Origin of the sequence: Ramlibacter paludis (assembly GCF_022012305.1) — a bacterium.
In the GTDB taxonomy this organism is placed as follows: Bacteria; Pseudomonadota; Gammaproteobacteria; order Burkholderiales; family Burkholderiaceae_C; genus Ramlibacter; species Ramlibacter paludis.
In genome coordinates this window covers 319,331-343,915 of the sequence record NZ_JAKLTM010000005.1, presented here as the reverse complement: position 1 = coordinate 343,915, position 24,585 = coordinate 319,331, and the positions used below count along the sequence as shown (strand labels likewise).

General features: G+C 69.4%; 23 protein-coding genes. 5 read left to right on the top strand and 18 right to left on the bottom strand.

Annotated features, from left to right (window positions below):
- Positions 1 to 27 precede the first annotated feature (27 nt).
- The 9 genes from LZ009_RS18630 to def are packed head-to-tail and all read right to left on the bottom strand — an operon-like array spanning position 28 to position 6,544.
- Positions 28 to 672, bottom strand: coding sequence for a response regulator (locus LZ009_RS18630; RefSeq protein ID WP_275699464.1), 645 nt, complete (start codon positions 670 to 672; stop codon positions 28 to 30).
- A complete protein-coding gene (locus LZ009_RS18625; protein WP_275699463.1) occupies positions 665 to 1,054 on the bottom strand; it encodes a response regulator in 390 nt (129 codons plus the stop codon). Before LZ009_RS18625 ends, LZ009_RS18630 begins: the two co-directional genes overlap by 8 nt.
- Entirely contained in the window at positions 1,044 to 2,243 is a 1,200-nt protein-coding gene (locus LZ009_RS18620; protein ID WP_275699462.1) for a sensor histidine kinase, read from the bottom strand. The genes LZ009_RS18625 and LZ009_RS18620 overlap by 11 nt, the downstream gene beginning before the upstream one ends.
- A gap of 12 nt (positions 2,244 to 2,255) precedes the next feature.
- Positions 2,256 to 3,449, bottom strand: coding sequence for a phosphoglycerate kinase (locus tag LZ009_RS18615; protein WP_275699461.1), 1,194 nt, complete (start codon positions 3,447 to 3,449; stop codon positions 2,256 to 2,258).
- A gap of 44 nt (positions 3,450 to 3,493) precedes the next feature.
- Positions 3,494 to 3,832 (bottom strand): AzlD domain-containing protein, encoded by a 339-nt coding sequence (locus tag LZ009_RS18610; protein WP_275699460.1) that lies wholly within the window; start codon positions 3,830 to 3,832, stop codon positions 3,494 to 3,496.
- Positions 3,829 to 4,569 carry an AzlC family ABC transporter permease gene (locus LZ009_RS18605; protein ID WP_275699459.1) on the bottom strand — a complete coding sequence of 247 codons (741 nt, stop codon included), beginning with the start codon at positions 4,567 to 4,569 and terminating at the stop codon, positions 3,829 to 3,831. The genes LZ009_RS18610 and LZ009_RS18605 overlap by 4 nt, the downstream gene beginning before the upstream one ends.
- Positions 4,569 to 5,519, bottom strand: a complete 951-nt coding sequence (fmt, locus tag LZ009_RS18600; RefSeq protein WP_275699458.1) for a methionyl-tRNA formyltransferase — start codon at positions 5,517 to 5,519, stop codon at positions 4,569 to 4,571. The genes LZ009_RS18605 and fmt overlap by 1 nt, the downstream gene beginning before the upstream one ends.
- The gene (locus LZ009_RS18595) at positions 5,520 to 6,020 is read right to left on the bottom strand and encodes a hypothetical protein (RefSeq protein ID WP_275699457.1); all 501 of its coding nucleotides are present in this window, start codon (positions 6,018 to 6,020) and stop codon (positions 5,520 to 5,522) included.
- An 11-nt stretch (positions 6,021 to 6,031) separates the two neighbouring features.
- On the bottom strand, positions 6,032 to 6,544 hold the full coding sequence (gene def / locus LZ009_RS18590) for a peptide deformylase (protein WP_275699456.1): 513 nt from the start codon (positions 6,542 to 6,544) through the stop codon (positions 6,032 to 6,034).
- Positions 6,545 to 6,664: 120 nt separating this feature from the next.
- On the opposite strand from def, the gene LZ009_RS18585 reads away from it, so the two are divergent.
- From LZ009_RS18585 to LZ009_RS18575, 3 genes are all read left to right on the top strand, one after another.
- Positions 6,665 to 7,897 (top strand): LysM peptidoglycan-binding domain-containing protein, encoded by a 1,233-nt coding sequence (locus tag LZ009_RS18585; protein WP_430300393.1) that lies wholly within the window; start codon positions 6,665 to 6,667, stop codon positions 7,895 to 7,897.
- A gap of 11 nt (positions 7,898 to 7,908) precedes the next feature.
- Positions 7,909 to 9,018, top strand: coding sequence for a DNA-processing protein DprA (gene dprA, locus LZ009_RS18580; RefSeq protein ID WP_275699454.1), 1,110 nt, complete (start codon positions 7,909 to 7,911; stop codon positions 9,016 to 9,018).
- Positions 9,019 to 9,090: 72 nt separating this feature from the next.
- The gene (locus tag LZ009_RS18575; protein ID WP_275699453.1) at positions 9,091 to 9,588 is read left to right on the top strand and encodes a Smg family protein; all 498 of its coding nucleotides are present in this window, start codon (positions 9,091 to 9,093) and stop codon (positions 9,586 to 9,588) included.
- Between the two features lie 114 nt (positions 9,589 to 9,702).
- Here the strand turns inward: LZ009_RS18575 and LZ009_RS18570 are convergent, their stop codons facing one another.
- From LZ009_RS18570 to LZ009_RS18550, 5 genes are all read right to left on the bottom strand, one after another.
- Entirely contained in the window at positions 9,703 to 12,297 is a 2,595-nt protein-coding gene (locus LZ009_RS18570; protein WP_275699452.1) for a DUF1631 family protein, read from the bottom strand.
- 10 nt (positions 12,298 to 12,307) lie between these two features.
- Positions 12,308 to 13,264: a protein translocase subunit SecF gene (secF, locus tag LZ009_RS18565; RefSeq protein WP_275699451.1), complete on the bottom strand. Its 957-nt coding sequence runs from the start codon at positions 13,262 to 13,264 to the stop codon at positions 12,308 to 12,310.
- Between the two features lie 64 nt (positions 13,265 to 13,328).
- Positions 13,329 to 15,212 carry a protein translocase subunit SecD gene (secD, locus tag LZ009_RS18560; protein WP_275699450.1) on the bottom strand — a complete coding sequence of 628 codons (1,884 nt, stop codon included), beginning with the start codon at positions 15,210 to 15,212 and terminating at the stop codon, positions 13,329 to 13,331.
- Positions 15,213 to 15,253: 41 nt separating this feature from the next.
- Positions 15,254 to 15,583 carry a preprotein translocase subunit YajC gene (gene yajC, locus LZ009_RS18555; RefSeq protein WP_275699449.1) on the bottom strand — a complete coding sequence of 110 codons (330 nt, stop codon included), beginning with the start codon at positions 15,581 to 15,583 and terminating at the stop codon, positions 15,254 to 15,256.
- 128 nt (positions 15,584 to 15,711) lie between these two features.
- Complete coding sequence (locus LZ009_RS18550) at positions 15,712 to 19,278, bottom strand: indolepyruvate ferredoxin oxidoreductase family protein (protein ID WP_275699448.1); 3,567 nt, start codon at positions 19,276 to 19,278, stop codon at positions 15,712 to 15,714.
- A gap of 94 nt (positions 19,279 to 19,372) precedes the next feature.
- On the opposite strand from LZ009_RS18550, the gene LZ009_RS18545 reads away from it, so the two are divergent.
- Entirely contained in the window at positions 19,373 to 19,849 is a 477-nt protein-coding gene (locus tag LZ009_RS18545) for an Lrp/AsnC family transcriptional regulator (RefSeq protein WP_275699447.1), read from the top strand.
- Position 19,850: 1 nt separating this feature from the next.
- On the opposite strand, the gene mltA is transcribed toward LZ009_RS18545, so the two are convergent.
- Complete coding sequence (mltA, locus tag LZ009_RS18540) at positions 19,851 to 21,029, bottom strand: murein transglycosylase A (RefSeq protein WP_430300392.1); 1,179 nt, start codon at positions 21,027 to 21,029, stop codon at positions 19,851 to 19,853.
- Here mltA and LZ009_RS18535 point away from each other — a divergent pair.
- Entirely contained in the window at positions 20,995 to 21,129 is a 135-nt protein-coding gene (locus tag LZ009_RS18535) for a hypothetical protein (protein WP_275699445.1), read from the top strand. The two genes, mltA and LZ009_RS18535, sit on opposite strands and share 35 nt — an antisense overlap.
- 2 nt (positions 21,130 to 21,131) lie before the next feature.
- On the opposite strand, the gene LZ009_RS18530 is transcribed toward LZ009_RS18535, so the two are convergent.
- From LZ009_RS18530 to LZ009_RS18520, 3 genes are read right to left on the bottom strand one after another with little or no spacing between them, the layout of a single operon-like run.
- The gene (locus tag LZ009_RS18530; RefSeq protein ID WP_275699444.1) at positions 21,132 to 21,758 is read right to left on the bottom strand and encodes a response regulator transcription factor; all 627 of its coding nucleotides are present in this window, start codon (positions 21,756 to 21,758) and stop codon (positions 21,132 to 21,134) included.
- Positions 21,758 to 23,776, bottom strand: a complete 2,019-nt coding sequence (locus tag LZ009_RS18525) for a sensor histidine kinase (protein ID WP_275699443.1) — start codon at positions 23,774 to 23,776, stop codon at positions 21,758 to 21,760. Before LZ009_RS18525 ends, LZ009_RS18530 begins: the two co-directional genes overlap by 1 nt.
- Complete coding sequence (locus tag LZ009_RS18520; RefSeq protein ID WP_275699442.1) at positions 23,773 to 24,582, bottom strand: carbon-nitrogen hydrolase family protein; 810 nt, start codon at positions 24,580 to 24,582, stop codon at positions 23,773 to 23,775. The genes LZ009_RS18525 and LZ009_RS18520 overlap by 4 nt, the downstream gene beginning before the upstream one ends.
- Positions 24,583 to 24,585: the final 3 nt, after the last annotated feature.

The following is a 24,585-nucleotide window of genomic DNA, read 5'->3' as shown; positions in this document are numbered from 1 at the left end:
GTTACCAGATGCCCCGCGTGTGCACCGTCAAGTCACCAGCCGATGCCGCACCGCGTAGCGCGTGAGGCCCGCGATGTCGAAGATGCCGAGCCGGTCCATGATGCGCGCGCGGTGTGCGTCCACCGTCTTGGAGCTGAGCCCCAGCTGCGCGCCGATCGAGCGCGAAGACATGCCGCGCGCGATGCAGGTGAGGATCTCCACCTGCCGCAAAGTCAGCTGCGCCTGCGGCGTGTCGGTGGGCGGCAGCAGCAGTTGCGGCGCGAGCGAGGGGCTGACGTAGCGCCGCCCTTCCAGCACCGCGTGGATCGCCGCTTCCAGTTCTACCGTGGCCGCCTGCTTGACGATGTAGCCGCTGGCGCCGGCGGCGAAGGCGGAGCGCGCGGCACCGGGCGAATCGTCCATCGAGAGCACGATGGCGCGGACCTCCGGATGCGCCTGGTGGATGCGCGCGATCGCCTCCAGGCCGTCCATGCCCGGCATGCCGATGTCGCTCATCACGATGTCCACGCCCACCCGCTCCAGCAGGTCGACGAGGCCCGCGCCGTCGCGTGCTTCGCCCACGACCTCCACGCCGGGCACGAGCGACAGCAGCGCCGAGATGCCGGAGCGCACGAGCTCGTGGTCGTCGGCGAGGACGATGCGGACCGCGGGGGCCAGGACGGCTTCAGCCATGGTGCTCCAGTTGTGCGCGCAGCAATGCGACGAGGTCTTCCATCCGTGACGGCTTGGCCAGGCAGGCCCGCGCGCCCGCGGCCAGGCAGCCGGCACGCTCCTGCGCACCCGCGGCGTTCGACAACACCACCACCGGCACGCGCACGCCGGCGGCGTTCAGCGCGTGCAGCACGCCGAGGCCGTCGACGGCCGGCATGTGGTAGTCGAGCAGCAGCAGGCCGGGCCGCTCCTGCGGCGCCAGCGCGCACAGCGCCGCGACCACCGCGTCGCCGCGGTCGAAAGTGGTGACTTCGGGCACGCCGCATTGTGTACGCAGCACGAGTTCCAGCAACTCGCGGTAGCTGTCGTCGTCGTCGACGGCAAAGACGCGTTCAATCTTCACGGTTGGAATCCACGGTGTCCTGGTAGACCTCGGGCAAGCTGACGAAGAAGCTCGCGCCTTCGCCAAGCTCGGCTTCGGCCCGCACGGAACCTCCGTGCCGCTGCACGATCCGCTGCACCGTTGCCAGCCCGATGCCCGTGCCGGGGAAGTCGGACGCATGGTGCAGGCGCTGGAAGGGCGCGAACAGCTTGGAGGCGAGCTTCGGGTCGAAGCCGGCGCCGCGGTCGGAGACCCGCAAGGTGGTGAAGCCCGCCGGCGCGCCCCATTCGAGGCCGACCTCCAGCTGCATCACTTCCTTGCGCGACGAGAACTTCCAGGCGTTGCCGATCAGGTTGCGCAGCACCACCGCCATCAGCGATGCGTCGCAGGTCATGACCATGCCCGGCTCGATGATGATGCGGCAGATGCGGTCGGGCTCCGCCGCGCGCAGCTCCTCCACCAGCGCATGCGCCATGGCGCTGATGTCCACGTTCGTGCGGCGCAGCGGCGCCGAGCGCGCCAGCTGGTGCAGCGACAGCATCGCGTCGATCAGCCCGAACATCGCGGCCACGCCGGCGCGCACGCGCTGCAGGTAGCCGGACTCGCGCTCGTCCATGCGGTCGCGCAGGCGCTCGGCGAGCACGTGCGTGAAACCGTCGATGGCCGCCAGCGGCGCCTTCAGGTCGTGCGACACCGAATAGGAAAAGGCTTCCAGCTCCTTGTTGGCCAGCTCCAGCTGGCGCGTGCGCCGCTGCACCCGGCGCTCCAGGCTGGCGTTGAGCCGCAGCACTTCGTCGCGCGCCTGGCGCAAACCGGTGATGTCGGTGTGCATGACGAGCGCCGCCTGTGCCCCGGCCCAGCCGACCGGCACGACCTGCATGCGGAACCAGCGCCGCTGCTGCGGCGCGTGGCAGGGATAGTCCAGGTTGAACTCGTGCTGCCGGCCCGCCAGCACGCCGCGGATGCCCGCGGCGGCCAGCTGCGCATAGGCTGCTTCCTCGCCGCCGGCCGCGTCGCATACCTTCAGGTAGTTGCCGCCCTCGGCCAGTCCGGGCGACAGGCCGTTGCCCGCCGCGAACGCGCGCCAACCGGTGTTGACCGCCAGCACCGTGCCGTCGGCGCCGACCACGGCCACCTGGCCTGGCAGTTGGGCCAGCAGCGCCAGCGCCGGGGCGGTGGGAAGGTCGCGAGCGTCGGGATCTTGCGTCAAGGGGAGCCGGCTTCAGCCGTTGGCGCGCTTGGCGAGGATCTCGAACGCGGGGAGAGTCTTGCCTTCCAGCACTTCGAGGAAGGCGCCGCCGCCGGTGGAGATGTAGCCCACCTGGTCCTCGATGCCGTACTTGGCGATCGCCGCCAGGGTGTCGCCGCCGCCGGCGATGCTGAAGGCGTCGGAGTCGGCAATGGCGCGGGCAATCGTCTCGGTGCCATGGGCGAAGGCGTCGAATTCGAACACGCCCACCGGGCCGTTCCAGACGATGGTGCCGGCGGCCTTCAGCTGCTGCGCGAGCTTCTGCGCGGTCTGCGGGCCGATGTCGAGGATCAGGTCGTCGGCCGCGACGTCCTGCGCGGCCTTCACGGTGGCGTGCGCGTCGGCGGCAAAAGTCTTGGCCACGACCACGTCGGTGGGGATCGGCACGTCCGCGCCGCGCGCCTTCATGGCCTCGATCACCGCCTTGGCCTGGTCGACCAGGTCGTGCTCGGCGAGCGACTTGCCGATCGGCAGGCCGGCCGCCAGCAGGAAGGTGTTGGCGATACCGCCGCCGACGATCAGGTTGTCCACGTTCTTCGCCAGCGACTGCAGGATGGTGAGCTTGGTCGACACCTTGGAGCCGGCGACGATGGCCACCAGCGGCCGCTTGGGATTGGCCAGCGCCTTGCTGATCGCATCGATCTCGGCGGCCAGCAGCGGGCCGGCGCAGGCGGTCTTGGCGTACTGCGCGATGCCGTAAGTGGAGGCTTCGGCGCGATGCGCGGTGCCGAAGGCGTCGTGCACGAAGATGTCGCACAGCGCGGCCATCTTCTGCGCCAGCGCCGGATCGTTCTTCTTCTCGCCCTTGTTCAGGCGGCAGTTCTCCAGCAGCACCACTTCGCCGGGCTGGACGTCGACGCCGTCGACCCAATCCGCCTTCAGCGGCACCGGGCGGCCCAGCAGTTCGGACAGGCGCTTGGCCACCGGGGCGAGCGAGTCCTCGGGCTTGAACGCGCCTTCGGTCGGGCGGCCCAGGTGCGAGGTGACCATCACGGCCGCGCCGCCGGCCAGCGCCATCTGGATGCAGGGCACCGAGGCACGGATGCGGGTGTCCTCGGTGATGTTGCCCGCATCGTCCTGCGGCACGTTGAGGTCGGCCCGGATGAAGACGCGGTGGCCGCGGGCCAGGCCTTGTTCGCACAGATCGGAGAAGCGCAGGACTTTCATGGGAGCAATCGGTTCGGTGGAGAAAACCCGGCCATTTTAGGAAGCTACCAGCCCAGGCCCAGGTGCAAGGGGAGGTAGACGGCCATTCCGGCCGCCATCGTCAGCAGCACGCTGCGCCGCCAGAAGAAGACGGCGGCCCCGGCCAGGCCGGCGAACAGGCGTGCATCGTGCCAGGTCGTGACGAAGTGGCCGCCGGTCATCACGATCTCGGGCGCCACCACGCCGGCCAGCGCGGCCACCGGCGCGTAATGCAGCGCGCGCCGCGTCCAGTCCGGAAGCGTCCACGGCCGGTCCAGGATGAAGAAGAAGCAGCGCGTCAGCACCGTCACACCGGCCAGGCCGACGATCACCAGCATGGTCCACAGGTCGGTCTCGCCCCTCATGCCGCCTGCTCCCGTTCTGCCTTGGCCGGCAGGCGGCCTTCCAGCCAGAAGCAGGCCAGCACCGCCACCGCGATCGCCGCCACGATGTTGAGCTTGAGCGGCAGGGCATAGGCGATGACCGCGGCGGCACCCGACACCACCGCGGCCAGTACGCGCAGCGGCGTGTTGGCCAGCGAACAGAGGATGCCCACCAGGCACAGCACGCCGGCGAAGCCCAGGCCCCAGGTGCTCGGGATCAGGTTGCCCAGCGCCACGCCCAGCAGGCTGGCGCCGGTCCAGCCGGTCCAGGTGGAGAAGTAGTTCCCCGCGAGGTAGGACTCCTGCGCCGCTCGTCCTTCGGCGTCCGTGGCCGGCGCGGGGAAGCGGCGCGTGAACATCGCGTAGCTCATGTCCGCGGTGAGGAAGCCGTTGACCATGCGACGCCAGCGCGGCATGTGCATCAGGTAGTCGCGCAGGTGCAGGCTGAAGACGACGAAGCGCAGGTTGACGCAGAAGCCGGTGGCCCAGATCACCCAGGCGGGCGCGCCGGCGATGATCAGTGGAATGGCGGCCAGCTGCGAGCTGCCGGCGTAGACCAGCAGCGTCATGGCCAGCGACTCCGGCACGCTCATGCCGGACTTGACCATCGCCACGCCCGTCATCAGGCCCCAGGCCGCGATGCCGGGCACCACGCCGGCCATCGAGCGCATGCCCTCGCGGAATTCGGGATGCCGGTGGACGGAACGCAGGAAAAACATCAGGCGAATTGCTGGCCGGGTTGCAGCGGGAAACCGCGCAGGAAATCGGCCGCGGCCAGGCGCTTGCCGCCGGGACGCTGCAGCTCGGTGACTTCGAGGCTGCCCTCGCCGCAGCCGACGACGATGGCATCCGGCTGCACGGCGACGATGGTTCCCGGCTGGCCGCCACCTTGCGGCCGCGCGCGCGCCGCCCAGATCTTGACCGTCTCGCCCCCCACCTGCGCGCTCGCACCGGGGAAGGGGTCGAAGGCGCGGATGCGTCGCGCGATCGCGTCGGCCGGCTGGCTCCAGGCGATCGCGGCCTCGGACTTCTCGATCTTGTGCGCGTAAGTGATGCCCTGCTCCGGCTGCTTGCGCGGGCGGAAGCCCCCGCAGGCCGCCAGCTCCAGTGCCTCGACGATCATCCGGCCCCCGAGGATCGCCAGCTTGTCGTGCAGGCTCGCGGTGGTGTCGGCCGGCGCGATGGGGATGCGTTCTTCCAGCAGCATGTCGCCGGTGTCGAGCCCCGCGTCCATCTGCATGATGGTCACGCCGGTCTCGGCGTCACCGGCTTCGATGGCGCGGTGGATGGGCGCGGCACCGCGCCAGCGAGGCAGGAGCGAGGCGTGGATGTTCAGGCAACCCAGGCGCGGCGTGTCGAGCACCCATTGCGGCAGGATCAGGCCATAGGCCGCCACCACCATGACGTCGGCCTGCGCTTGCTGCAACGCCTCGCGCGCGGTCGCGGCGTCGTCCGGGTACTTGCCGTCCAGGCGCAGGCTGCGCGGCTGCGCCACCGCGATGCCGTGGGCCTGCGCGAACTGCTTGACCGGCGAAGGCTGCAGCTTCATGCCGCGCCCCGCCGGGCGGTCCGGCTGGGTCAGGACCAGGGGAATGGTGAAGCCCGCGGCCTGCAGCCGTTCGAGCGCGACGCGGGCGAATTCCGGCGTTCCGGCGAAAACCACCCGCATCTATCGGCTTCTGTCGTTCGGCGCGTTGAAGAACTCCATGCCGGGGTGGGCGCGCTGCGCCACGCCCTGCGGATCGAAGTACACCCAGTAGAACATGTCGCTGCGGGCGAGGTCGCGCCAGCGGTAGGTGTAGATGGGGCCGTTCCAACTGGCGACGCCGTCGACCCAGGCCGGCGGCCCGAACTCGCGCTCGACGTCCGCGCGCGTCCACTTGCCCGGCTCGATGCGATGGAAGTTCGCTTCGTTCAGCGCCTGGTAGGACGCGACCACGCGGCCATTGCCATCCACGTCCACCATGAAGGCCTCGTGCCCCAGGGGCTGCATCGAATACTGCATGCGCTGGCCGCCGTTGGGCAGCGGCACCACGCGCGTCGGGCGGCCGGCGTGGGCCAGCACGTCGCCGCCGGGCGTGCCGGGCGGAATGTTCATCGTGCTCCAGGGACCGGCGCAGGCTGCCAGCAGCAGCGGCGCCGCCAGCGCCGAGAATCGCGAGAGTCGCATGGGGGCCTCCTTCAGGCCCGCTCGGTCTCGCGGCGGGCCTTGAGCATCTTGCTCTTGATGCGATTCCGCTTCAACGGTGACAGGTATTCGACGAAGACCTTGCCGCGCAGGTGGTCCATCTCGTGCTGGATGCACACGGCCAGCAGGCCCTCGGCCGCGACCTCGCGTGACTGGCCCTGCTCGTCCAGCGCCTGCACCTTGATCGAGCTGGATCGCTCCACGCCGTCGTAGATGCCCGGCACCGACAGGCAGCCTTCGTCGCCGACCTGCTTTTCCGCGCTGGCCCAGGTGATCTCGGGATTGATCAGCACCATGGGCTGGTTGCGCTCCTCGGAGGTGTCGATCACGATCACGCGCTCGTGCACGTCCACCTGCGTGGCGGCCAGGCCGATGCCGCTGGCGTCGTACATGGTTTCGAGCATGTCGGCGACCAGGGCGCGGATGCGCGCGTCGACGGCTTGCACGGGCTTGGCCACCGTGTGCAGGCGGGGATCGGGATAGACGAGGATCGGAAGAAGGGCCATGGTGTCGCTATTTTCGCCACTTTTGCCGTTGCCGGAACTCCACAAATCCAATAAACATTGCCTAATCAAGGGCTTGAGCCCAGAATCGCCAGTAACTTGTCAAGAGCGGACGAAAACGAGATGGTTCCAACCAAGGCAGCTTTTGGCGTGACAACGGGAGCAGGAGCGGCGTGGGCCGCGGTCGCGGCGGCTTGTGCCCTGGCCCTGTCGGGGCCGGTCCAGGCCCAGAACTATCCCATCACGCCCAACCAGCGCGCCATCGCCGAGATGGTCGAAGTCAGCGGTATTCCGCTGGCCGAGCTGGCCCCCAACGCGCCCGACACCTACACGGTCAAGCGCGGCGACACGCTCTGGGGCATCTCGCGCCTGTACCTCACCAGCCCGTGGCGCTGGCCCGAGCTGTGGGGCATGAACAAGGACCAGGTCCGCAACCCGCACCGCATCTATCCCGGCCAGGTGCTGACCCTGGAAAAACTCAATGGCATGGCGCGCCTGCGCATGGGCCCGGTGCCGGATGGCCCGCCGATCGAGACCGTGCGCGTCTCGCCGCGCGCCCGCATCAACACCCTGCCCGACGCCGGCATCCCGACGTTGCCGCCGCACGTGATCGAGCCCTTCCTGAACGAGGCCATCATCGTCGGCGAAGGCGCGCTGGACCGCAGCCCGCGCATCGTCGCCGGCACCGAAGACCGCGTGCTGATCAGCAGCGGCGACCGCGCCTATGCCCGGGGCCGGGTCGGCACGCCGCTGGTGGAGCGCGATCCGCGCATGATCGACACCTACCGCGTGTTCCGCAACGCGACGCCCCTGCGCGACCCGGTCACCAAGAACGTGCTGGGCTACGAAGCGCAATACCTGGGCACCGCCGAACTGGTGCGCAGCGAGTCCGTGCAGGACGTGCTGGACGAGAAGGGCAACCCGGTCCCGACGATCATCCCGGCGACCGTGGACGTGATCCGCAACAAGGAAGAAATCCGCGTGGGCGACCGGCTGGTGCCGGAGCCGCCGCGCCAGTTGACCAGCTACGTGCCGCGCGCCCCGGGCCAGCCCGTGGACGCATCGATCGTCTCGGTCTACGGCAACGCGGTGAAGCTGGCCGGCCAGAGCCAGGTGGTGGTGATCAGCCAGGGCGCCGCCGAAGGCATCGAGAACGGCCACGTGCTGGCCATCATGAAGGCCGGCGCCCGCGTCGACGACCGCTCGCAGCGCAACGAGCGCGCGCAGCTGAAGTTGCCGGACGAGCGCAACGGCCTGCTGATGGTGTTCCGCACCTTCGAGCACCTGTCGTACGCGCTGGTGCTGGAAATCAACGACGTCGTCCAGGTGGGCGACCGGGTAGCCAACCCCCGCTGACCTGAGCCGCCATGGAGCAAGCGGAGCTCGCGGCCTGGCTGCGGCTGACGCTCGCTCCCGGCCTGGGCAGCCACGCCGCGCGCCAGCTGCTGCGCGCTTTCGGCTCGCCCTCGGCCATCTTCCAGCAGGACGTCGCCGCCCTCACCCAGGTGGTGGAACAGGGCGAGGCCGGCAAGCTGCGGCGCGAACCGCCGGATTTCGACCAGCACATCGCCGCCACCTGGGCGTGGCTGCAGCAGGACCAGGCGCAGCGCGCGCTGGTCACGCTCGGCGACCCGGAATACCCCGAAAGCCTGCTGCAGATCGCGGATCCGCCCTTGCTGCTGTACCGGCTGGGCCGTCCGCTCACCGAGGTGCGCGTCGCGCTCGCCATGGTCGGCAGCCGCAATCCGACCGCGCAAGGCCTGCAGAACGCGCGCGAGTTCGCCCGCGCCCTGGCGGGGCAGGGCCTCACGATCGTCTCGGGCCTGGCGCTGGGCATCGACGGCGCTGCGCACGACGGCGCGCTGGAAGGAGCACAGGCCGATGTGCTGGCCACGATCGCCGTGGTCGGCACCGGCCTCGATCGCGTCTATCCCGCCAGGCATCGCGCGCTCGCGCACCGCATCGCCGAACGCGGCGCCCTCGTCAGTGAATACCCGATCGGCACGCCGCCCCTTCCGCACAACTTCCCGCGCCGCAACCGGCTGATCTCGGGCCTGTCGCAAGGCACGCTGGTGGTGGAAGCCGCCGTGCAATCGGGTTCGCTGATCACGGCGCGCCTGGCCGCGGAGCAGGGCAAGGAAGTGTTCGCGATTCCCGGCTCCATCCATTCGCCGCAGGCGCGCGGCTGCCACGTGCTGCTGCGCGAGGGCGCCAAGCTCGCCGAAAGCGCGCAGGATGTGCTGGAGGAATTGCAGCTGGCGCCGCGGGCGCCACGCGTCGATGCGGACGAAGCGGAGGAAGGCGAGGACGATCCGCTGCTGTCCGCGATGGGCTACGACCCGGTCGGCCTCGATGCGCTGATCGCGCGCACCGGCATCCCGGCGCCGCAGCTGCAGGCGACGCTGCTCGAACTGGAGCTCGCGGGCCACGTCGCGCGCCTCCCCGGCGGCTTGTTCCAGCGCGTGGGCACGGCCTAGCGACGCTGGCGCGCAACACGCTTCACGAAACCGATTGCATTCGGCCCGCCGTTTGCGGCTATATTGGGCTTCATGTTTGAAGTGCTGGTGTTTGTTTACGAAAACTACTGGCGCGGCGATGCATGCCCCGAGCTTCACCAGCTCGAACGCAAGCTCAGCGCCCATGGCTTCGAACCCGACGAGATCCACCAGGCCCTGGTCTGGCTGGACGGCCTCAACGTCGCGGCGCAGACCACCATCTGCCTGCCCGGCGAGGCCGAAGTCGACGCCGAGGAGTGGGAGGCCACGCCCGCCAGCGACGCCAGCCTGCGCGTCTACTCGGTGGCCGAACAGGACCACCTGGGCGCCGAGTGCCTCGGCTTCATCTACTTCCTGGAAAGCTCCGGCGTGCTGCCGCCGGCCCTGCGCGAGATCGTGCTCGATCGCGCCATGGCCGCGCCCGGCGACCCGGTGCCGCTCGACGCGCTGAAGATCATCGTGCTGATGGTGTACTGGCGCTTCGGCCACGAGCCGGATGCGCTGATCCTCGACGAGCTCTGCGACGACACGGACGACCGCGTCGCGCACTAGGTCCGGTCATTCCCGCGGAGGCGGGAACCCAGAGCATTGAAAAAGCGGCCCGCGGGCCGCTTTGCTTCTGGACGCCCTGGATCCCCGCCTCCGCGGGGATGACGGTCGCGGCAATTACTGCAGCAACCTCTCCGGATTCGCATCCAGCTTCGCCAGCGCGTCGCGCGTGGCGCGCACCGTGAGCGCTTCTTCTTCCGTCGGCACCAGCAGGCTCGCCTGCAGGTAGGCCGCCAGGCGCCGCACCGGCATCAGGTAGCAGTGGCCGTCGCTGGCCGCGAACAGATGCAGCTGGCGGCGATCGCTCGCCCACGCGTACTGCACCTGGCGCATCGCGCCGTTGTGGTCCAGCGTGAACCAGGTGCCCAGCTGCAGTTCGTTGGCCCAGCCCATCATCGCGCCGGTGGGCTGCGAGCCGCCGGTGCTGATCACCTCGATCATCGAGGCGTCGATGCCCAGCATCATCTCGATGCTTTCCTGGTCCAGCGGGAGTTCGCCGGCGTCGTCTTCCGAGACGAAATCTTCCAGGTTGGCCAGCCGCCGCGTCATCTCCTCGATGCGCGCATGCGGGATGGCCTCGGTCTTGGACATGAAGGCGTCGGCCAGCGTGTCGCCGATCACCTTGATGTGCGTCTCCTGGTCGCCCGCCTGCACGCCCAGCAGCGTCATGCCGCGGCGCAGGCGCGCCAGCAGGTCGGGCAGTTCCTGGATCACCTTGGCGCGGTCGTTGCGATTGGGCTTGGCCGACGCGGCCCACACAAGGTCGGACGCCGACTTCTTGAGCGCCAGCGTCTCCTCGTTCTGCGGGCCGTTCTTGACGGCGGCCACGGCCAGCACCTCGGCCCAGACCTTGAACAGGAACTCGCGGATCTCCTCGCGCACCGGCACGTCGCTGAGCATCTTGCGCAGCTCGATGGTGTACTGGATCGCCATCGTCTCCTTCTGCTCCACCTGCTGCGCCACGCTCACCAGCTTCTGGGTCGGGCCCTTCTGGGTGAGGAAGCGCGAGAGAAACTTCTGGAATTCGTCGTAGACCAGCTGGAACACGCGCCGGCCGGTCTCGGGGTACTGCTCGATCACCTGCACGATGCGCTTGATCTCGACTTCCATCTCGCTGCCGGAAATGGCGGCGGAATCGAAGCCGAGCACGCAGGAGCCCATGCGGTCGATCAGCTGGCGCGCCGGATGCTCCAGCGAACCGAAGAATTCGGGTTCGGCCAGCGCCACGCGCAGCACCGGCATCTGCAGGCGGGCGAACCAGACGCGGACCGCGGCCGGAATGCGCTCCTCGGCCAGGATGCTCTGGAACATCAGGGCCACGATCTCGATGGTCGCCTTCTCGTTGGAGGTGGCGGCCTTGTGCTTCAGGTCCTGGGTGCGGCTGCGCAGGTCGAGCGCCACCTGCGCGACGGCCGCGTCGTCGAAGATGACGATGTCGCCCGACTGCTGGCCGTCCGCAACGCGGGTCTGCACCTGCGTCTGCACCTGGGTGGCGTGCGCGGTGACCGCTTCCATCAGGCCCGGCGAAGGCTGGCCGCCGCCCTGCTGCGCCTCGAAGCCCGCGACCCGCTCGCTCAGGAGCCGGCGCAGCTGGCCGAGCACGCCGGTCGCCCGGGCCTTGGCCCGCGCCAGCGGCGTGGTGCCGGTCATCATGCGGCTTTCGCCGTCGGCCATGCCGCTGCGTCCGGTGGGCGTGCCGACCGCCGAGGCCGGACCGCCGGAGGTGCTGGCGCCGTTCATGCCGCGGGCACCACCGCCACCGCCGGCTGTGCCCGGGGTGCCTGGCGCTTGGCCGTTGCCGGTGCTGGCGCCGTAGCCGTTGCCACCACCACCGCCGCCGCCGTACCCGCCGCCCCCGCCGGCGCCGCCCTGGCCGGCACCCGACTCGCCTTGCCAGCCGCCGCCGCCACCACCATGGGAGCCTGGGCCGTAGCCGCCGCCGACGTCGGTGTGGCCGCTGGGGCCGCCGGGCGCGCCGAAGTTGGTGTTCCCGCCGCCGTAGCCGCCGCCGAAGCCGGTCGAGGCCGCGCCGCCGGCGCTGGCCTGCGGGCGCGCGGGAGACTGCGGCGGCCGCTTCACGTGGGAGCTCAGGTCGATTTCCGGCATGACGCCGCGATCGACCAGGAATTCATTGGCCAGCTGGTAGGCCTGCACGGCCCGCGGCACGATGCTCGCCTGGATCACGTCCTTCACGGCCGTCCAGGTCTCGCGCCCCAGCTTGCAGCCCATCCACTGCTCCACGAGCAGCTGCGACAAGGCCTCCGGACGCAGCACGTCCTCGGTCGCCAGCTCCTCGCCGCCTTCGAGGTGGGTGACGCGCAGCTTCAGGTCGTTCAGGTCCCACACCGCCTTCTCGGTCACGGCCATGGCCAGGCGCGAGGACAGGATCTTGTTCTCGACGACGTCGTTGCCGATCAGCTCCAGCGAGGCGAGCTGCATGCGCACGCGGCCGGTGGCCGTGGCCGGGATGACCGCGCGGCGCCAGGCGCGCGCCGCCGACTCGGCCCACTTGGCCGCTTCCCGCTCGAAATCCACCAGGGCGTCGCGCCGCTGCTGCATGTCGCGGCTGCTCGGCGCGTTGGACATCTGCTCGCTCAGCGCGTTGCGGATGGCCTCGCACAGCTCGGGCAGCACACCTTCCATGTGCGCGACGAACCGCTCACGCGCCTGCCGCGCCAGGGGCGTCGCGGCGGGGGTGAGGGTGGACGACATCAGGTAGTCCTCAAACGGTCGCGCCCGCGTTGGGGTCGTTCGGGTCGCCTTCGTCGCGCTTGCCGGCCGCCTTGACCAGGTCTTCGCGCTTGATGCCCAGCCACATGGCGATGGCGGCGGCGACGAACACCGAGGAGTAGATGCCGAAGCAGATGCCGATGGTCAGCGCCATGGCGAAGTAGTGCAGCGTGGCGCCGCCGAACAGCAGCATCGACAGCACCATCACCTGGGTGCAGCCGTGCGTGATGATGGTGCGGCTGATGGTCGAAGTGATCGCGTTGTCGATGGTCTGCACCGTCGTCATCTTGCGGTACTTCCGGAAGTTCTCGCGGATCCGGTCGAAGATCACGACCGATTCGTTGACCGAGTAGCCCAGCACCGCCAGCACCGCCGCCAGCACCGCCAGCGAGAATTCCCACTGGAAGAAGGCGAAGAAGCCCAGGATGATGACGACGTCGTGCAGGTTGGCGATGATGGCCGCCACCGCGAACTTCCACTCGAAGCGCAGCGCCAGGTAGACCATGATGCCGGCCACCACCATGGCCAGCGCCTTCAGGCCGTTGGTGACCAGTTCCTCGCCGACCTGCGGGCCGACGAATTCCACGCGCTTCTTGACTACACCAGGCGTGGCCGCTTGCAAAGCCGCCAATGTGCGGTCGCTCTGTTGCGCGGAACTCACGCCCTTTTGCGCCGGCAGGCGGATCAGCACGTCGCGCGCGGTGCCGAAATTCTGGACCTGGACGTCGGTGTAGCCCAGGCCGGAGACGGTCTTGCGGACGGCCTCGATGTCGGCGGGCTGCGAATAGGCCACCTCCATCACGGTACCGCCGGTGAATTCGACCGACAGGTGCAGTCCCCGGGTGAAGAGGAAGAACACTGCGGCCAGGAAGGTAACCAGCGAGACCACGTTGAAAATCAACGCGTTCTCCATGAAGGGAATGTCCCGCCGGATCTTGAAGAACTCCACTGCCTGATTCCTTTGCTCGGAGCGTGGCCGGCGTGCGCCGACCCGCCCCATTTCTGGCGTTTTCCTACTCTGCCTTGGTTATAGCGTTATCCGCGCCGGGCCGCCATACTGTCCCGATGGATACCGCCTTCAGCTTCTTCTGGCGGCCGTACCAGAAATTGACCAGGCCACGCGAGAAGAACACGGCGGAGAACATCGAAGTCAGGATGCCGATGCAGTGCACCACCGCGAACCCGCGTACGGGTCCGGAGCCGAAGGCGAGCAGCGCCACGCCGGCGATCAGGGTGGTGACGTTCGAGTCCAGGATGGTGGCCCAGGCGCGGTCGTAGCCGGCATGGATCGCCGCCTGCGGCGAGGCCCCGTTGCGCAATTCCTCACGCACCCGTTCGTTGATCAGCACGTTGGAGTCGATGGCCATGCCCAGCGCCAGCGCCATGGCGGCCATGCCGGGCAGCGTCAGCGTCGCCTGCAGCATGGACAGGATCGCGATCAGCAGCAGCAGGTTCACCGCCAGCGCCAGGCCGGAGAAGACGCCGAACAGGCCGTAGTAGACGACCATGAAGGCGACGATCGCGGCGAAGCCCCAGGCCACGCTGTGGAAGCCCTTGGCGATGTTCTCGGCGCCCAGGCTGGGGCCGATGGTCATTTCCTCGATGATTTCCATCGGCGCGGCCAGCGAACCGGCGCGCAGCAGCAGCGCGGTGTCGTTGGCTTCCACGGTCGTCATCCGGCCGGAAATCTGCACGCGGCCGCCGCCGATCTCGCCGCGGATCACCGGCGCGGTCGCAACCTCGCCCTTGCCCTTCTCGAAGATCACGATGGCCATGCGCTTGCCGACGTTGTCGCGGGTCACGTCGCGGAAGATCCGCGCGCCCTTGGCGTCCAGCGTCAGGTGCACGGCGGCTTCCTGGGTCTGGTTGTCGAAGCCGGCCTGGGCGTCGGTGAGGTTCTCGCCGGTCAGGATGACCTGCTTCTTCACCACGACCGAGCGGCCTTCGCGGTCCGGGTAGCGCTCGTCGCCGAAGGGAACCGGGCCGCTGCCGACTTCGGCGGCGCGGCCTTCGGTGCTCTCGTCGACCATGCGCACTTCCAGCGTCGCGGTGCGGCCCAGGATGTCCTTGGCCTTGGCGGTGTCCTGCACGCCGGGCAGCTGCACCACGATGCGGTCCAGGCCCTGCTGCTGGATCACCGGCTCGGCCACGCCCAGCTCGTTGATCCGGTTGTGCAGCGTCACCATGTTCTGCTTCAGGGCCTGCTCCTGCACCTTGCGGGCGGCCTCGGGCTTGATGGTGGCGGTGACCTTGGTCGTGTCGCCGTCCACCGCCTCGGCCAGCTGCAGGTCGGGGAACTGGTCGGCCAGCACGCCCTTGGCGGCCGTCAGCGCCGCCGGGTCGCGGAACAGCACTTCGATGGCCTGGCCGTTGCGGGAAATGCCGGCGTGGCGGATGTTCTTCTCGCGCAGCACGGTGCGCAGGTCGCCCGAATAGGACTCGGCCTTCTTGGTGAGCGCCGCCTGCATGTCCACCTGCAGCATGAAGTGGACGCCGCCGCGCAGGTCCAGGCCCAGGTACATGGGCTGGGCGCGCAGCGAGGCCATCCACGACGGCGTGCTGGAAAGCAGGTTCAGGGCGACCACGTAAGGCGGATCGGCCGGGTCCGGCACCAGGGCGCGCTGCAGCGCGTCCTTGGCCTTCAGCTGCAGGTCGCTGCTGTCGAGGCGGACCTTCACCGAGTTCGGGTCGCGGGTGATGGCGCGCGGCTTGATGCCGGCCTGCTGCAGCGCCTGCTCGATGCGCTGCTGCGTGCCGGCGTCGACCTTGACGCTGGCCTTGCCGGCCGAGACCTGCACGGCGGGGTCTTCACCGAAGAAGTTGGGCAGGGTGTAGAGCACCCCGATCAGCAACGCGACCCCGAGGATCACGTACTTCCAGAGAGGATATCTGTTCATCGGACGAAGGACGCGTGGCGCGCGAGCACCCGCGTTTGACCTTATTTGAGGGAGCCTTTGGGCAGGACCTGCGTCACGGCGGTGCGCTGCACCTGCACCTCGACGCCCGGGGCCAGTTCGATGCCCAGGTAGTGGTCGCCCAGCTTGGTGACGCGGCCGATCAGGCCGCCGGCGGTGGCGACCTCGTCGCCCTTGGCCAGGGCCTCAACCATGGCGCGATGCTCCTTCTGCCGCTTCATCTGGGGCCGGATCATCACGAAATACAGGACCACGAACATCAGCACCAGCGGCAGCAGGCTCATGAACGAGGACTGCATGTCGCCGCCGGCGGCGGCCGGCGCCGCTTGGGCGAAGGCGGAAGAAATGAACACGGTGTCTCCAGGGCCGCTACGGCCACCAACGAGGGAAAGACGCCCGCGCCCCAGCCGCCTTGGGCGGGCGGGGGCACGGGGAGAAGCCGGATTGTATCGGGCGCAGGGGGCCGGCCGCGGGGCCGCGGCTAGGCGGCGCGCCGTTCCTGCGCGGCGCCGCCGCGCCACTGCTGCAGCAGCGCCTCCCACTGCGGCCGCACGGCCGCCAGGTTGCGCTCCTTCACGTGGCCATAGCCCTTGATCTGCTCGGGCAGGCGGGCCAGTTCCACGGCCTGGGCGTGGTTGGCGGCGTTCAGGCCGGCCACCAGCTCCTGGACGGTCTGGCCGTACTCGCCGATCAGGGCGCGCTCGGTGCGGCGCTCCTCGGTGCGGCCGAAGACGTCCAGCGCGGTGCCGCGCAGGCCCTTGAACTTCGCCAGCAGGCGGAACAGGTGGATCGTCCCCGGGCCGAACTTGCGCTTGACCAGCTCGCCCTTGTCGTTGTGCTTCGAAGTCAGGGGCGGGGCCAGGTGGTAGTGGATCTTGAAGTCGCCCTCGAACTGCGCCGCCACCTTCTCGCGGAAGCCGGTTTCGGCATGCAGGCGCGCCACCTCGTATTCGTCCTTGTACGCCATCAGCTTGAACAGGCCGCGGGCGACCGCTTCGGTCAGCGCCGTTTTGCCGAGCGGCGCTTCGGCGGCGCGGACGCGCTCGACCAGGTCGCGGTAGCGCTGGGCGTACGCGGCGTTCTGGTAGTCGGTGAGGAATTCGACGCGGCGGGCGACCAGGCTGTAGACCGTCTCGCGCTTCTTGAACTCCACCACCTGCGCCGGCGCCAGCAGGCCTTCCACGCGCGCCAGGTCGTGCGCGGCCTGGCGGCCCCAGGCGAAGGCGGCCTTGTTGTTCTCCACCGCCACGCCATTGAGCTCGATGGCGCGCATCAGCGACTCGAGCCCCAGCGGCACCCAGCCCTTCTGCCAGGCGTAGCCCAGCATCATGGGGTTGGTGTAGATGCTGTCGCCCATCAGCTTCGCGGCCAGGGCGTCGGCATTGAAGGCGCAGAGGTTGGCGGCGCCCACGGCCTTGCCGATTTCGGCGGCGCAGGCGTCCGAGGGGTTGGACCAGCCGGCGTTGCGCACGAAGGCGGCGGTCGGCGTGCCGTGGCCGTTCAGGGCGACCTTCGTCCGGCCTTCGCGCATGCGCAGCACCGTTTCCTTGCCGCCGGTGACGATCGGATCGCAGCCGATGATGAGGTCGGCCGCCGCGGCGCTGACGCGCGTGGTGCGGATCGCATCCTGCGTGTCGGCGACCAGCACGTGGCTCCAGGTGGCGCCGCCCTTTTGCGCCAGGCCCGCCGCGTCCTGCGTGACGATGCCCTTGCCTTCGATGTGGGCCGCCATGCCGAGCAGCTGGCCGATGGTGATCACGCCGGTGCCGCCGACGCCGGCCACGACGATGCCGTAGACCTCGGCGGTGCGCGGCAGCTGCGGCTCGGGCAGTTCACCCAGCGTGAAGGGCGAGGGGGCGGCCTTGTCCTTGGCCTTGCCCTTGAGCTTGCCGCCTTCGACGGTGACGAAACTGGGGCAGAAGCCCTTGAGGCAGCTCGTGTCCTTGTTGCAGGTGCTCTGGTTGATGGTGCGCTTGCGGCCGAACTCGGTTTCCAGCGGTTCCACCGACAGGCAGTTGGACTTGACGCTGCAGTCGCCGCAGCCTTCGCAGACCAGGTCGTTGATCACCACGCGAACGGCCGGATCGACCATCGCGCCGCGCTTGCGGCGGCGCCGCTTCTCGGTGGCGCAGGTCTGGTCGTAGAGCAGGGCCGTCGTGCCCGGGATCTCGCGCAGCTCGCGCTGGATGCGATCGAGCTCGTCGCGGTGGTGCACGGTGACGCCGGCCGGCAGGTCGGCGCCGTCGTACTTCTCCGGCTGGTCGCTCACCACCACCAGCTTCTGCACGCCCTCGGCCTTGAGGCTGTGCAGGATCTGCAGCGGCGTGTGGCCCTCGGGCCGCTCGCCCACCGGCTGGCCGCCGGTCATGGCCACGGCGTCGTTGTACAAGACCTTGTAGGTGATGTTGACGCCCGACGCGATGGCCTGGCGGATGGCCAGCAGGCCGCTGTGGAAGTAGGTGCCGTCGCCGAGGTTGGCGAACATGTGCTGGTCGTTGCTGAAGGGCTGCTGGCCCACCCAGGGCACGCCCTCGCCGCCCATCTGCGTGAAGCCGATGGTGGCGCGGTCCATCCAGGTGGCCATGAAGTGGCAGCCGATGCCGGCCATCGCGCGCGAGCCTTCCGGCACCACGGTGGACGTGTTGTGCGGGCAGCCGGAGCAGAACCAGGGCTGGCGGTCGCCCTTGACCTCCACCACCTGCATGGCGCGTTCCTTGGCCTCCAGGATGGCGAGCTGCGCATCGATGCGGGCGAGCACGTCGGCGTCCAGGCCCTGCTTCTTCAGGCGATGCGCGATCGCGCGGGCGATCAGCGCCGGCGACAGGTCGGCGTTGGCGCGCAGCAGCGTGTTGGCCGTGGGGTTCGGCATCGACCACTCGCCGCCGGAGATGTCGCCCTCGCCCTGGTCGAACTTGCCCAGCACCGTGGGCCGCACGTCGCTGCGCCAGTTGTAGAGCTCTTCCTTGATTTGGTACTCGATGACCTGGCGCTTCTCCTCCACCACCAGGATTTCGCGCAGGCCTTGCGCGAACTCGCGCGTCGTCTGCGCTTCGAGCGGCCAGACCACCGCGACCTTGTGCACGCGGATGCCCAGGCGCCGGCAGGTGTCGTCGTCCAGGCCCAGGTCCAGCAGGGCCTGGCGGGTGTCGTTGTAAGCCTTGCCGCTGGCGATGATGCCGAAGCGGTCGTTCGGGCCTTCGACCACATTGTGGTTCAGGCGGTTGGCGCGGATGTACGCCAGCGCGGCGTACCACTTGTAGTCGAACAGGCGCGCTTCCTGGTCCAGCGCGTGATCCGGCCAGCGGATGTGCACGCCGCCGGGCGGCATGTGGAAGTCGGTCGGCAGCTTGATCTGCACGCGGTCGGGGTCGATGGTGGCGGTGGCGCTCGACTCCACGATCTCCTGGATCGTCTTCATGCCGGCCCAGACGCCGGAGTAGCGGCTGAGGGCCAGCGCATGCAGGCCCAGATCGAGGATTTCCTGCACGTTGGCCGGGAAGAACACCGGCAGGCCGCAGGCCTTGAAGATGTGGTCGCTCTGGTGCGCCGCGGTGGAACTCTTGGCCACGTGGTCGTCGCCGGCCACCGCCAGCACGCCGCCCCAGGGCGTGGTGCCGGCCATGTTGGCGTGCTTGAACACGTCGGAGCAGCGGTCGACGCCCGGGCCCTTGCCGTACCAGATGCCGAACACGCCGTCGTACTTGTTGCTGCCGGCGGGCGCGAAGCCCAGTTGCTGCGTGCCCCACAGCGCGGTGGCGGCCAGTTCCTCGTTCACGCCCGGCTGGAACACGATGTTCTGCGCCTGCAGGTACTTCTTGGCCTTCCACAGCGCCTGGTCGTAACCCCCCAGCGGCGAGCCACGGTAGCCGCTGATGAAGCCGGCGGTGTTCTTGCCCTGCAGCGCATCGCGCTGGCGCTGCAGCATCGGCAGCTTGACCAGAGCCTGCACCCCGCTCATGAAGGCGCGGCCGTAGTCCAGCGAGTACTTGTCGTCCAGGGTGACGGTCTCGAGCGCCTTGCGAATGTGTTCCGGGAGGGGTGCGTTCATGCCGAAAGTGTATGGGCCCATGGCGGATATGTCTTTGCGTTTTGTGCCCGATATCGCCAATGCCGAGAAAGGATCTTTCGCTAAACTAGGAAAAATGGAAACACTCGACCGTTATGACGTGCAGATCCTGGGCGAGCTGCAGGCCAACGCGCGGCTGACCAACGCCGAACTCGCGCAGCGCGTGGGGCTCTCGGCGGCGCCGTGCTGGCGGCGCGTGCGGGCGCTGGAGGAGGCGGGCTTCATCAAGGGCTATCACGCGGAGATCGACCGCCACCGCATCGGCCTGGGCGTACTGGCCTTCGTGCGGCTGGACGCCGACCGCAACACGGGCGAGGGCACGCGGGCGATGGAGGAAGCGATCCGCAAGATTCCCGAAGTGGTGTCCTGCCACTACATCAGCGGCGCCGGGACCTTCGAGCTGCAGGTGGTGTCGCGCGACCTGGATTCGTTCTCGCAGTTCGCCCGCAACGTGCTGATCAACCTGCCGAACGTGAAGGACATGCACACCAGCTTCTCGCTGGGCGAAGTGAAGGCGAGCACGAGCTGGCCGCTGTCGCAGCTGAAGGCGTGACTCAACGCGGCCAGAGCACCCAGAGCGCCAGCGGCTGCTTGAGCCTTCCGGCGATCTCTCCCGCCGCATCGCCCCAGCCGACGAAGTAGTCGGCCCGCACGGCGCCGACGATCGCGCTGCCGGTGTCCTGCGCGAACACCAGGCGGTTCAGGTTCAGCAGCGGTCCCGGCGACGCCAGCCAGACCGGCGTGCCGTACGGAATGCCGCCGTCCTTGTCGACCGCGATCGAACGCCCGGGCGTGAGCGGCACGCCTTGCGCGCCGCGCGGGCCGAAGCCGGCATCGAATTCGGACAGCGGCTCCTCGCGGAAGAAGGTCACCCGCGGATTGGTCCACAGCATCTCCTGCACGCGCTGCGGATTGGCGCGCGCCCAGGCCTTGATGCCGGGCCAGGACGCATCGCGCAGCGCCCCCTGCTGCAGCAGCCAGCTGCCGACGCTGCGATACGGCTGCTCGTTGCTGCCGGCAAAGGCGAGGCGCACCAGGCTGGTCCGGCCATCAGGCTCGAGCACGCGCAGCCGGCCCGAGCCCTGGATCTGCAGCGCCAGCGCATCGAGCGGATCGGCCACGTAGGCGATCTCGCGGCCCCGCAGCGCGGCGCGCGGCTGCGCCAGGGTGTCCATCTCCTGGCGGGTGTACCAGGGCCGGCGGGTGGCGAGGTCGGCCGGCGGCCGGAACAAGGGAACTTGCTGCGAACCGGTCGGCTGCCGCACCGCATCGAGCATGGGCTCGTAGTAGCCGGTGAGCAAGGAATCCGCCGCGGCCAGCGGCTCGACGCGGTAAGGCTGCAGCCGCTGCACCATCCACGCCCGCTGTTCCTCGGGCGAAGCGATCGACAGGCGCCGCACCTCGGGACACAGCGCGGCCAGCGCCGCCGGGGGCCGCTCGCAGCTGCGGATCCAGGCGTTCCATGCTTCGAACAGCGAATCGTCGGCGAAGCCCGGCAGGTCGGACCAGCGCACCGGCTGCCAGCGCGCCTTGCCCTGCACGCGCGCCGGCGGCAAGGTCGCCCCGTCCTCGGGCGCGGAGGGCGGGCGCGCCACCGGCGCATCGACCGGGGGCGTACGCGCCGGTTCCGGCGGCAGGGGCACGCTGCCGCAAGCGGCCAGCATTCCTACAATGGTGGCCAGCCAAAGGACTCGGGACATGTTGCTGATTCTGCTTGAAGCCCTGCTAGCCATGTTGCTGCTGGTGGGCATCGTCTGGTGGACGATGTTCTCCGGCCGCAAGGGCGGCGAGCCCCCGCCCGAGGACAAGGAAGAAGAAAAGAAGAAGCCCTAGCCTCAGATCGAGCGCAGCAGGTTCGCCAGCTCCACCGCCGACTTCACTTCCATCTTGTCGAACACCCGCGCCCGGTGCACTTCCACTGTGCGCACGCTGATCGCGAGCTGGTCGGCGATCAGCTTGTTCGGCATGCCCTTGGCCACCAGTTCCATCACGTCGCGTTCGCGCTCGGTCAGGTCGGCCAGCCGCGCCTGCAGCTGCCCGGTGGCACGCTGCGCAGCCAGCACTTCACCCGACTTGCGCAGGGCTTCCTCGATGCGGTCGACCAGCAGGTTGTCGGAAAAGGGCTTCTCGCAGAAGTCGAATGCGCCGCGCTTGACCATGTCGACGGCCGTCGGCACGTCGGCATGGCCGGTGAGGAAGATCACCGGCATGCACTTCTCGAGGCCGCGCGCCACCAGCTTGTCGAACAGCGCCAGTCCGCTCATGCCCGGCATGCGCACGTCGAGCAACAGGCAGCAGGCCTGCGCCGGGCGGAAATCCGCCCCCAGCATGGCTTCGAATTCCTCCGCGCTGCCGTAGGCCGCGGACAGCAGGCGGCGCGAGCGCAGCAGCCAGGCCAGCGCCTCGCGCACGCCGGCGTCGTCGTCGACGATGAAAACGGTGGCGTCGGTGGCGGGTTGCATCAGGCTCGGGCAGGCAGGGTGAACCGGAAGATCGTACCTTGCGGCTGGTTGGGTTCGAACACGAGGTATCCCCCATGCTGCTCCACCACGGTGCGGCACAGGCTCAGGCCGAGGCCCATGCCTTCGGCCTTGGTGGTGAAGAAAGGCGTGAACAGCTGCTGCTTCACTTCTTCCGGAATGCCGGGGCCGACATCGGCCACCGAGAACTCCAGCCAGCGCTTGCCGATCTCGGAGGCACCGGCCAGCTTCACTTGCAGCAGCAGCGAAGGCTGGGCAACCCGCGCCGCATCCATCGCCTGCATCGCGTTGCGCGCCAGGTTCAGCAGCACCTGTTCGACCATCGTTCGGTCGCACAGCACCAGCGGCAGCGGCTCGGCGATGCGGATGTCCACGCGCACGCCCAGCTTGCGCGCCTGCAGGTTGACCAGCGGCAGCACGGCATCGACCAGGTCGCGCGGCGCGACCGCTTCGCGCGCCTGGTCGCGGCGGCGCACGAAGTCGTGCACGCTCTTGATCACGCGGCCGGCGCGCTCCGCCTGCTCCGCGATCCGGCCCATGGCCAATTGAAGGTCGCTGGCTGCGTGCTCCGGGGCTTCGCGCAGCAGGTTGAGCGAGCCGGTCGCATAGCTCGCGATCGCCGCCAGCGGCTGGTTCAGCTCGTGGCTCAGCAAGGAGGCCATCTCGCCCACCGTCGCCAGGCGCGCGGTGGCCTGCAGGCGTTCCTGGCTGGCGCGCGACAGCTCCTCCACGCGCCGCTGCTCGCTGATGTCCAGCACCGCGCTCATCCAGCCGGTCTGCAGCCCGTGCGCGTTGATCAGCGGCGCCTCGATGATCAGCACGGGAAAGCGCGTGCCGTCCTTGCGCATGAAGACCGATTCGAAGCCTTCGCGCGGCGGCTGGTTGCCCGCCACCAAGCGCACCTGCTGGCGCTTGCGGTATTCCTCGGCGAACTCCGGCGGCCAGTAGGGCGCCGGCGCCTCGTGCCCGAGCAGTTCCTCGGGCGCGAAGCCCACCATCTGGCAGAAAGCGGGATTGACGTAGGTGGTGTAGCCCTGCAGGTCGCGCGCGCGCAGGCCGGTGACCAGCGAGTCCTCCATCGCCTTGCGGAAGGCCAGCGCGTCGGCCAGGTCCTGCTCCACGCGCAGGCGCCTGCGCGTGTCGTGCCCGAGCAGGAACAGCACGGTGACGAGCGCGATCGACATCAGCGTGACCAGCGCGGTCAGCACGTTGGGGAACACGTCCGGCTGCGAGCGCCAGCTGTCCAGGCGCAGCACCATGGTGCTGCCCGGCAGGTCCAGCAGCTGCTGCGCGGTGAACACGCGCGTGCCGCGCCGCGCCAGGCCATGCATCGCCAGCCGCGTGCCGTCGGCTTCGGTGAACGACACCTCCTGGCTGCGTCCGAGCTGCGGGCCGATGCGGCTCGCGAGCAGCTCGCTCAGCGAATAGGTGGCGACGAGATAGCCGGTGAGGCGGCCGGAGCTCACCTGCGGCAGGCACAGCTCCATCAGCTCGAGCCCGGTGCCGTCGGCCTGCGGCACGAAGTGGCTGCGCGCATAGGCATGGCTGGAGATGTGGCGCGCGGTGCTGCAGGCCTGCTGGACCTCGGGCAGCGACTGGTCGCGGCCGTAGCGGGCGAACACCGCGGGCCGGAACGGCGTGTCGGCCTCGGCGAGCAGCTGCAGCTGCGGGCTGCGCCACTCGATGCGGACCCACTCGCGGTTCTCCCGCAGCAGCTTGGCGGCTTCCAGCGTCCACTTCTCGTGGTCGGACTGGCCGGTCTGCAAGGCCTGCAGCGTCTGCACGTTGCGCGTGAGCGCCGAGCGGATGTCGCTCAGTGCGTCGGCCGCGTCACGCTCGACGTTGCTCTGCGCCTGGCTGGCCTCGTAGCGCGCGGCCAGGTAGACCAGCGTGATGAGGAGGCCGACCACCAGCACGCCGAGCGCGACCCAGAGCGACCAGCGCCGCCAGGCGACGCGGCGGGTGCGGCGAAAGGGGCCGGGAACGAACGCAGAGGTCACAGCACCCGGTGTCCCAGCGCCGGCAGCTGCTTGCGCACCTGGGCCAGCCGCTCCGCGCTGATGTCGGCGACGACCAGGCCCGCGCCATCCTCCTCGCGCTGCGCCAGCACCAGGCCCCAGGGATCGACCACCATCGAATGGCCCCAGGTCCGGCGGCCGTTCTCGTGCCGGCCGCCTTGCGCCGGCGCGCAGACGTAAGCCAGGTTCTCCACCGCGCGGGCGCGCAGCAGCAGCTCCCAATGCGCCTGGCCGGTGGTGTACGTGAAGGCACTCGGCGCCAGCAGCAGGTCGGCCGCGAGGGCGCGGTACAACTCGGGAAAGCGCAGGTCGTAGCAGACGGTGAGGCCGACCTTCCAGGCATGGCCGTCGCGCGAATCGAGCACGAAGGACTGCGGCGCGCGGCCCGCTTCGATGACGCGCGACTCGTCGTACTGCTCGCGCCCGTTGTCGAACTTGAAGAGGTGGATCTTGTCGTAGCGCGCGACGCATTCACCTTTCGGCGAGAAGGCGAGGCTGGTGTTGCGCACGTGCGCATCGTCGCCGGCCGCCAGGGGCAGGGTGCCGCCGACGATCCACAGGCCCAGCGCCTTGGCCTGCCGCGCGAGGAAGTCCTGCACTTCGCCGCTGCCGAAGCCTTCGCGCACCGCGAGCTTGTCGGTGTCCTGCTGGCCCATCAGGCAGAAGTACTCGGGCAGCACCGCCAGCTCGGCGCCGGCTGCGGCGGCCTGGGCCAGCAGCGCCGCGGCGCCGTCCAGGTTGGCGGCGACGCGGGTGGCGGACACGGTCTGCAAGGCGGCGATCTTCATGGC

Coding starts and splice junctions, on each gene's coding strand:
- fmt (WP_275699458.1), bottom strand. CDS start 5,519: ATGCGGGTGGTTTTCGCCGGAACGCCGGAATTCGCCCGCGTCGCGCTC.
- LZ009_RS18535 (WP_275699445.1), top strand. CDS start 20,995: ATGTTGCTGATTCTGCTTGAAGCCCTGCTAGCCATGTTGCTGCTGGTG.
- LZ009_RS18630 (WP_275699464.1), bottom strand. CDS start 672: ATGGCTGAAGCCGTCCTGGCCCCCGCGGTCCGCATCGTCCTCGCCGAC.
- LZ009_RS18595 (WP_275699457.1), bottom strand. CDS start 6,020: ATGCGACTCTCGCGATTCTCGGCGCTGGCGGCGCCGCTGCTGCTGGCA.
- LZ009_RS18615 (WP_275699461.1), bottom strand. CDS start 3,449: ATGAAAGTCCTGCGCTTCTCCGATCTGTGCGAACAAGGCCTGGCCCGC.
- LZ009_RS18570 (WP_275699452.1), bottom strand. CDS start 12,297: ATGTCGTCCACCCTCACCCCCGCCGCGACGCCCCTGGCGCGGCAGGCG.
- mltA (WP_430300392.1), bottom strand. CDS start 21,029: ATGGCTAGCAGGGCTTCAAGCAGAATCAGCAACATGTCCCGAGTCCTT.
- LZ009_RS18605 (WP_275699459.1), bottom strand. CDS start 4,569: ATGTTTTTCCTGCGTTCCGTCCACCGGCATCCCGAATTCCGCGAGGGC.
- LZ009_RS18575 (WP_275699453.1), top strand. CDS start 9,091: ATGTTTGAAGTGCTGGTGTTTGTTTACGAAAACTACTGGCGCGGCGAT.
- LZ009_RS18545 (WP_275699447.1), top strand. CDS start 19,373: ATGGAAACACTCGACCGTTATGACGTGCAGATCCTGGGCGAGCTGCAG.
- LZ009_RS18530 (WP_275699444.1), bottom strand. CDS start 21,758: ATGCAACCCGCCACCGACGCCACCGTTTTCATCGTCGACGACGACGCC.
- def (WP_275699456.1), bottom strand. CDS start 6,544: ATGGCCCTTCTTCCGATCCTCGTCTATCCCGATCCCCGCCTGCACACG.
- LZ009_RS18550 (WP_275699448.1), bottom strand. CDS start 19,278: ATGAACGCACCCCTCCCGGAACACATTCGCAAGGCGCTCGAGACCGTC.
- LZ009_RS18585 (WP_430300393.1), top strand. CDS start 6,665: ATGGTTCCAACCAAGGCAGCTTTTGGCGTGACAACGGGAGCAGGAGCG.
- secD (WP_275699450.1), bottom strand. CDS start 15,212: ATGAACAGATATCCTCTCTGGAAGTACGTGATCCTCGGGGTCGCGTTG.
- LZ009_RS18520 (WP_275699442.1), bottom strand. CDS start 24,582: ATGAAGATCGCCGCCTTGCAGACCGTGTCCGCCACCCGCGTCGCCGCC.
- dprA (WP_275699454.1), top strand. CDS start 7,909: ATGGAGCAAGCGGAGCTCGCGGCCTGGCTGCGGCTGACGCTCGCTCCC.
- LZ009_RS18610 (WP_275699460.1), bottom strand. CDS start 3,832: ATGAGGGGCGAGACCGACCTGTGGACCATGCTGGTGATCGTCGGCCTG.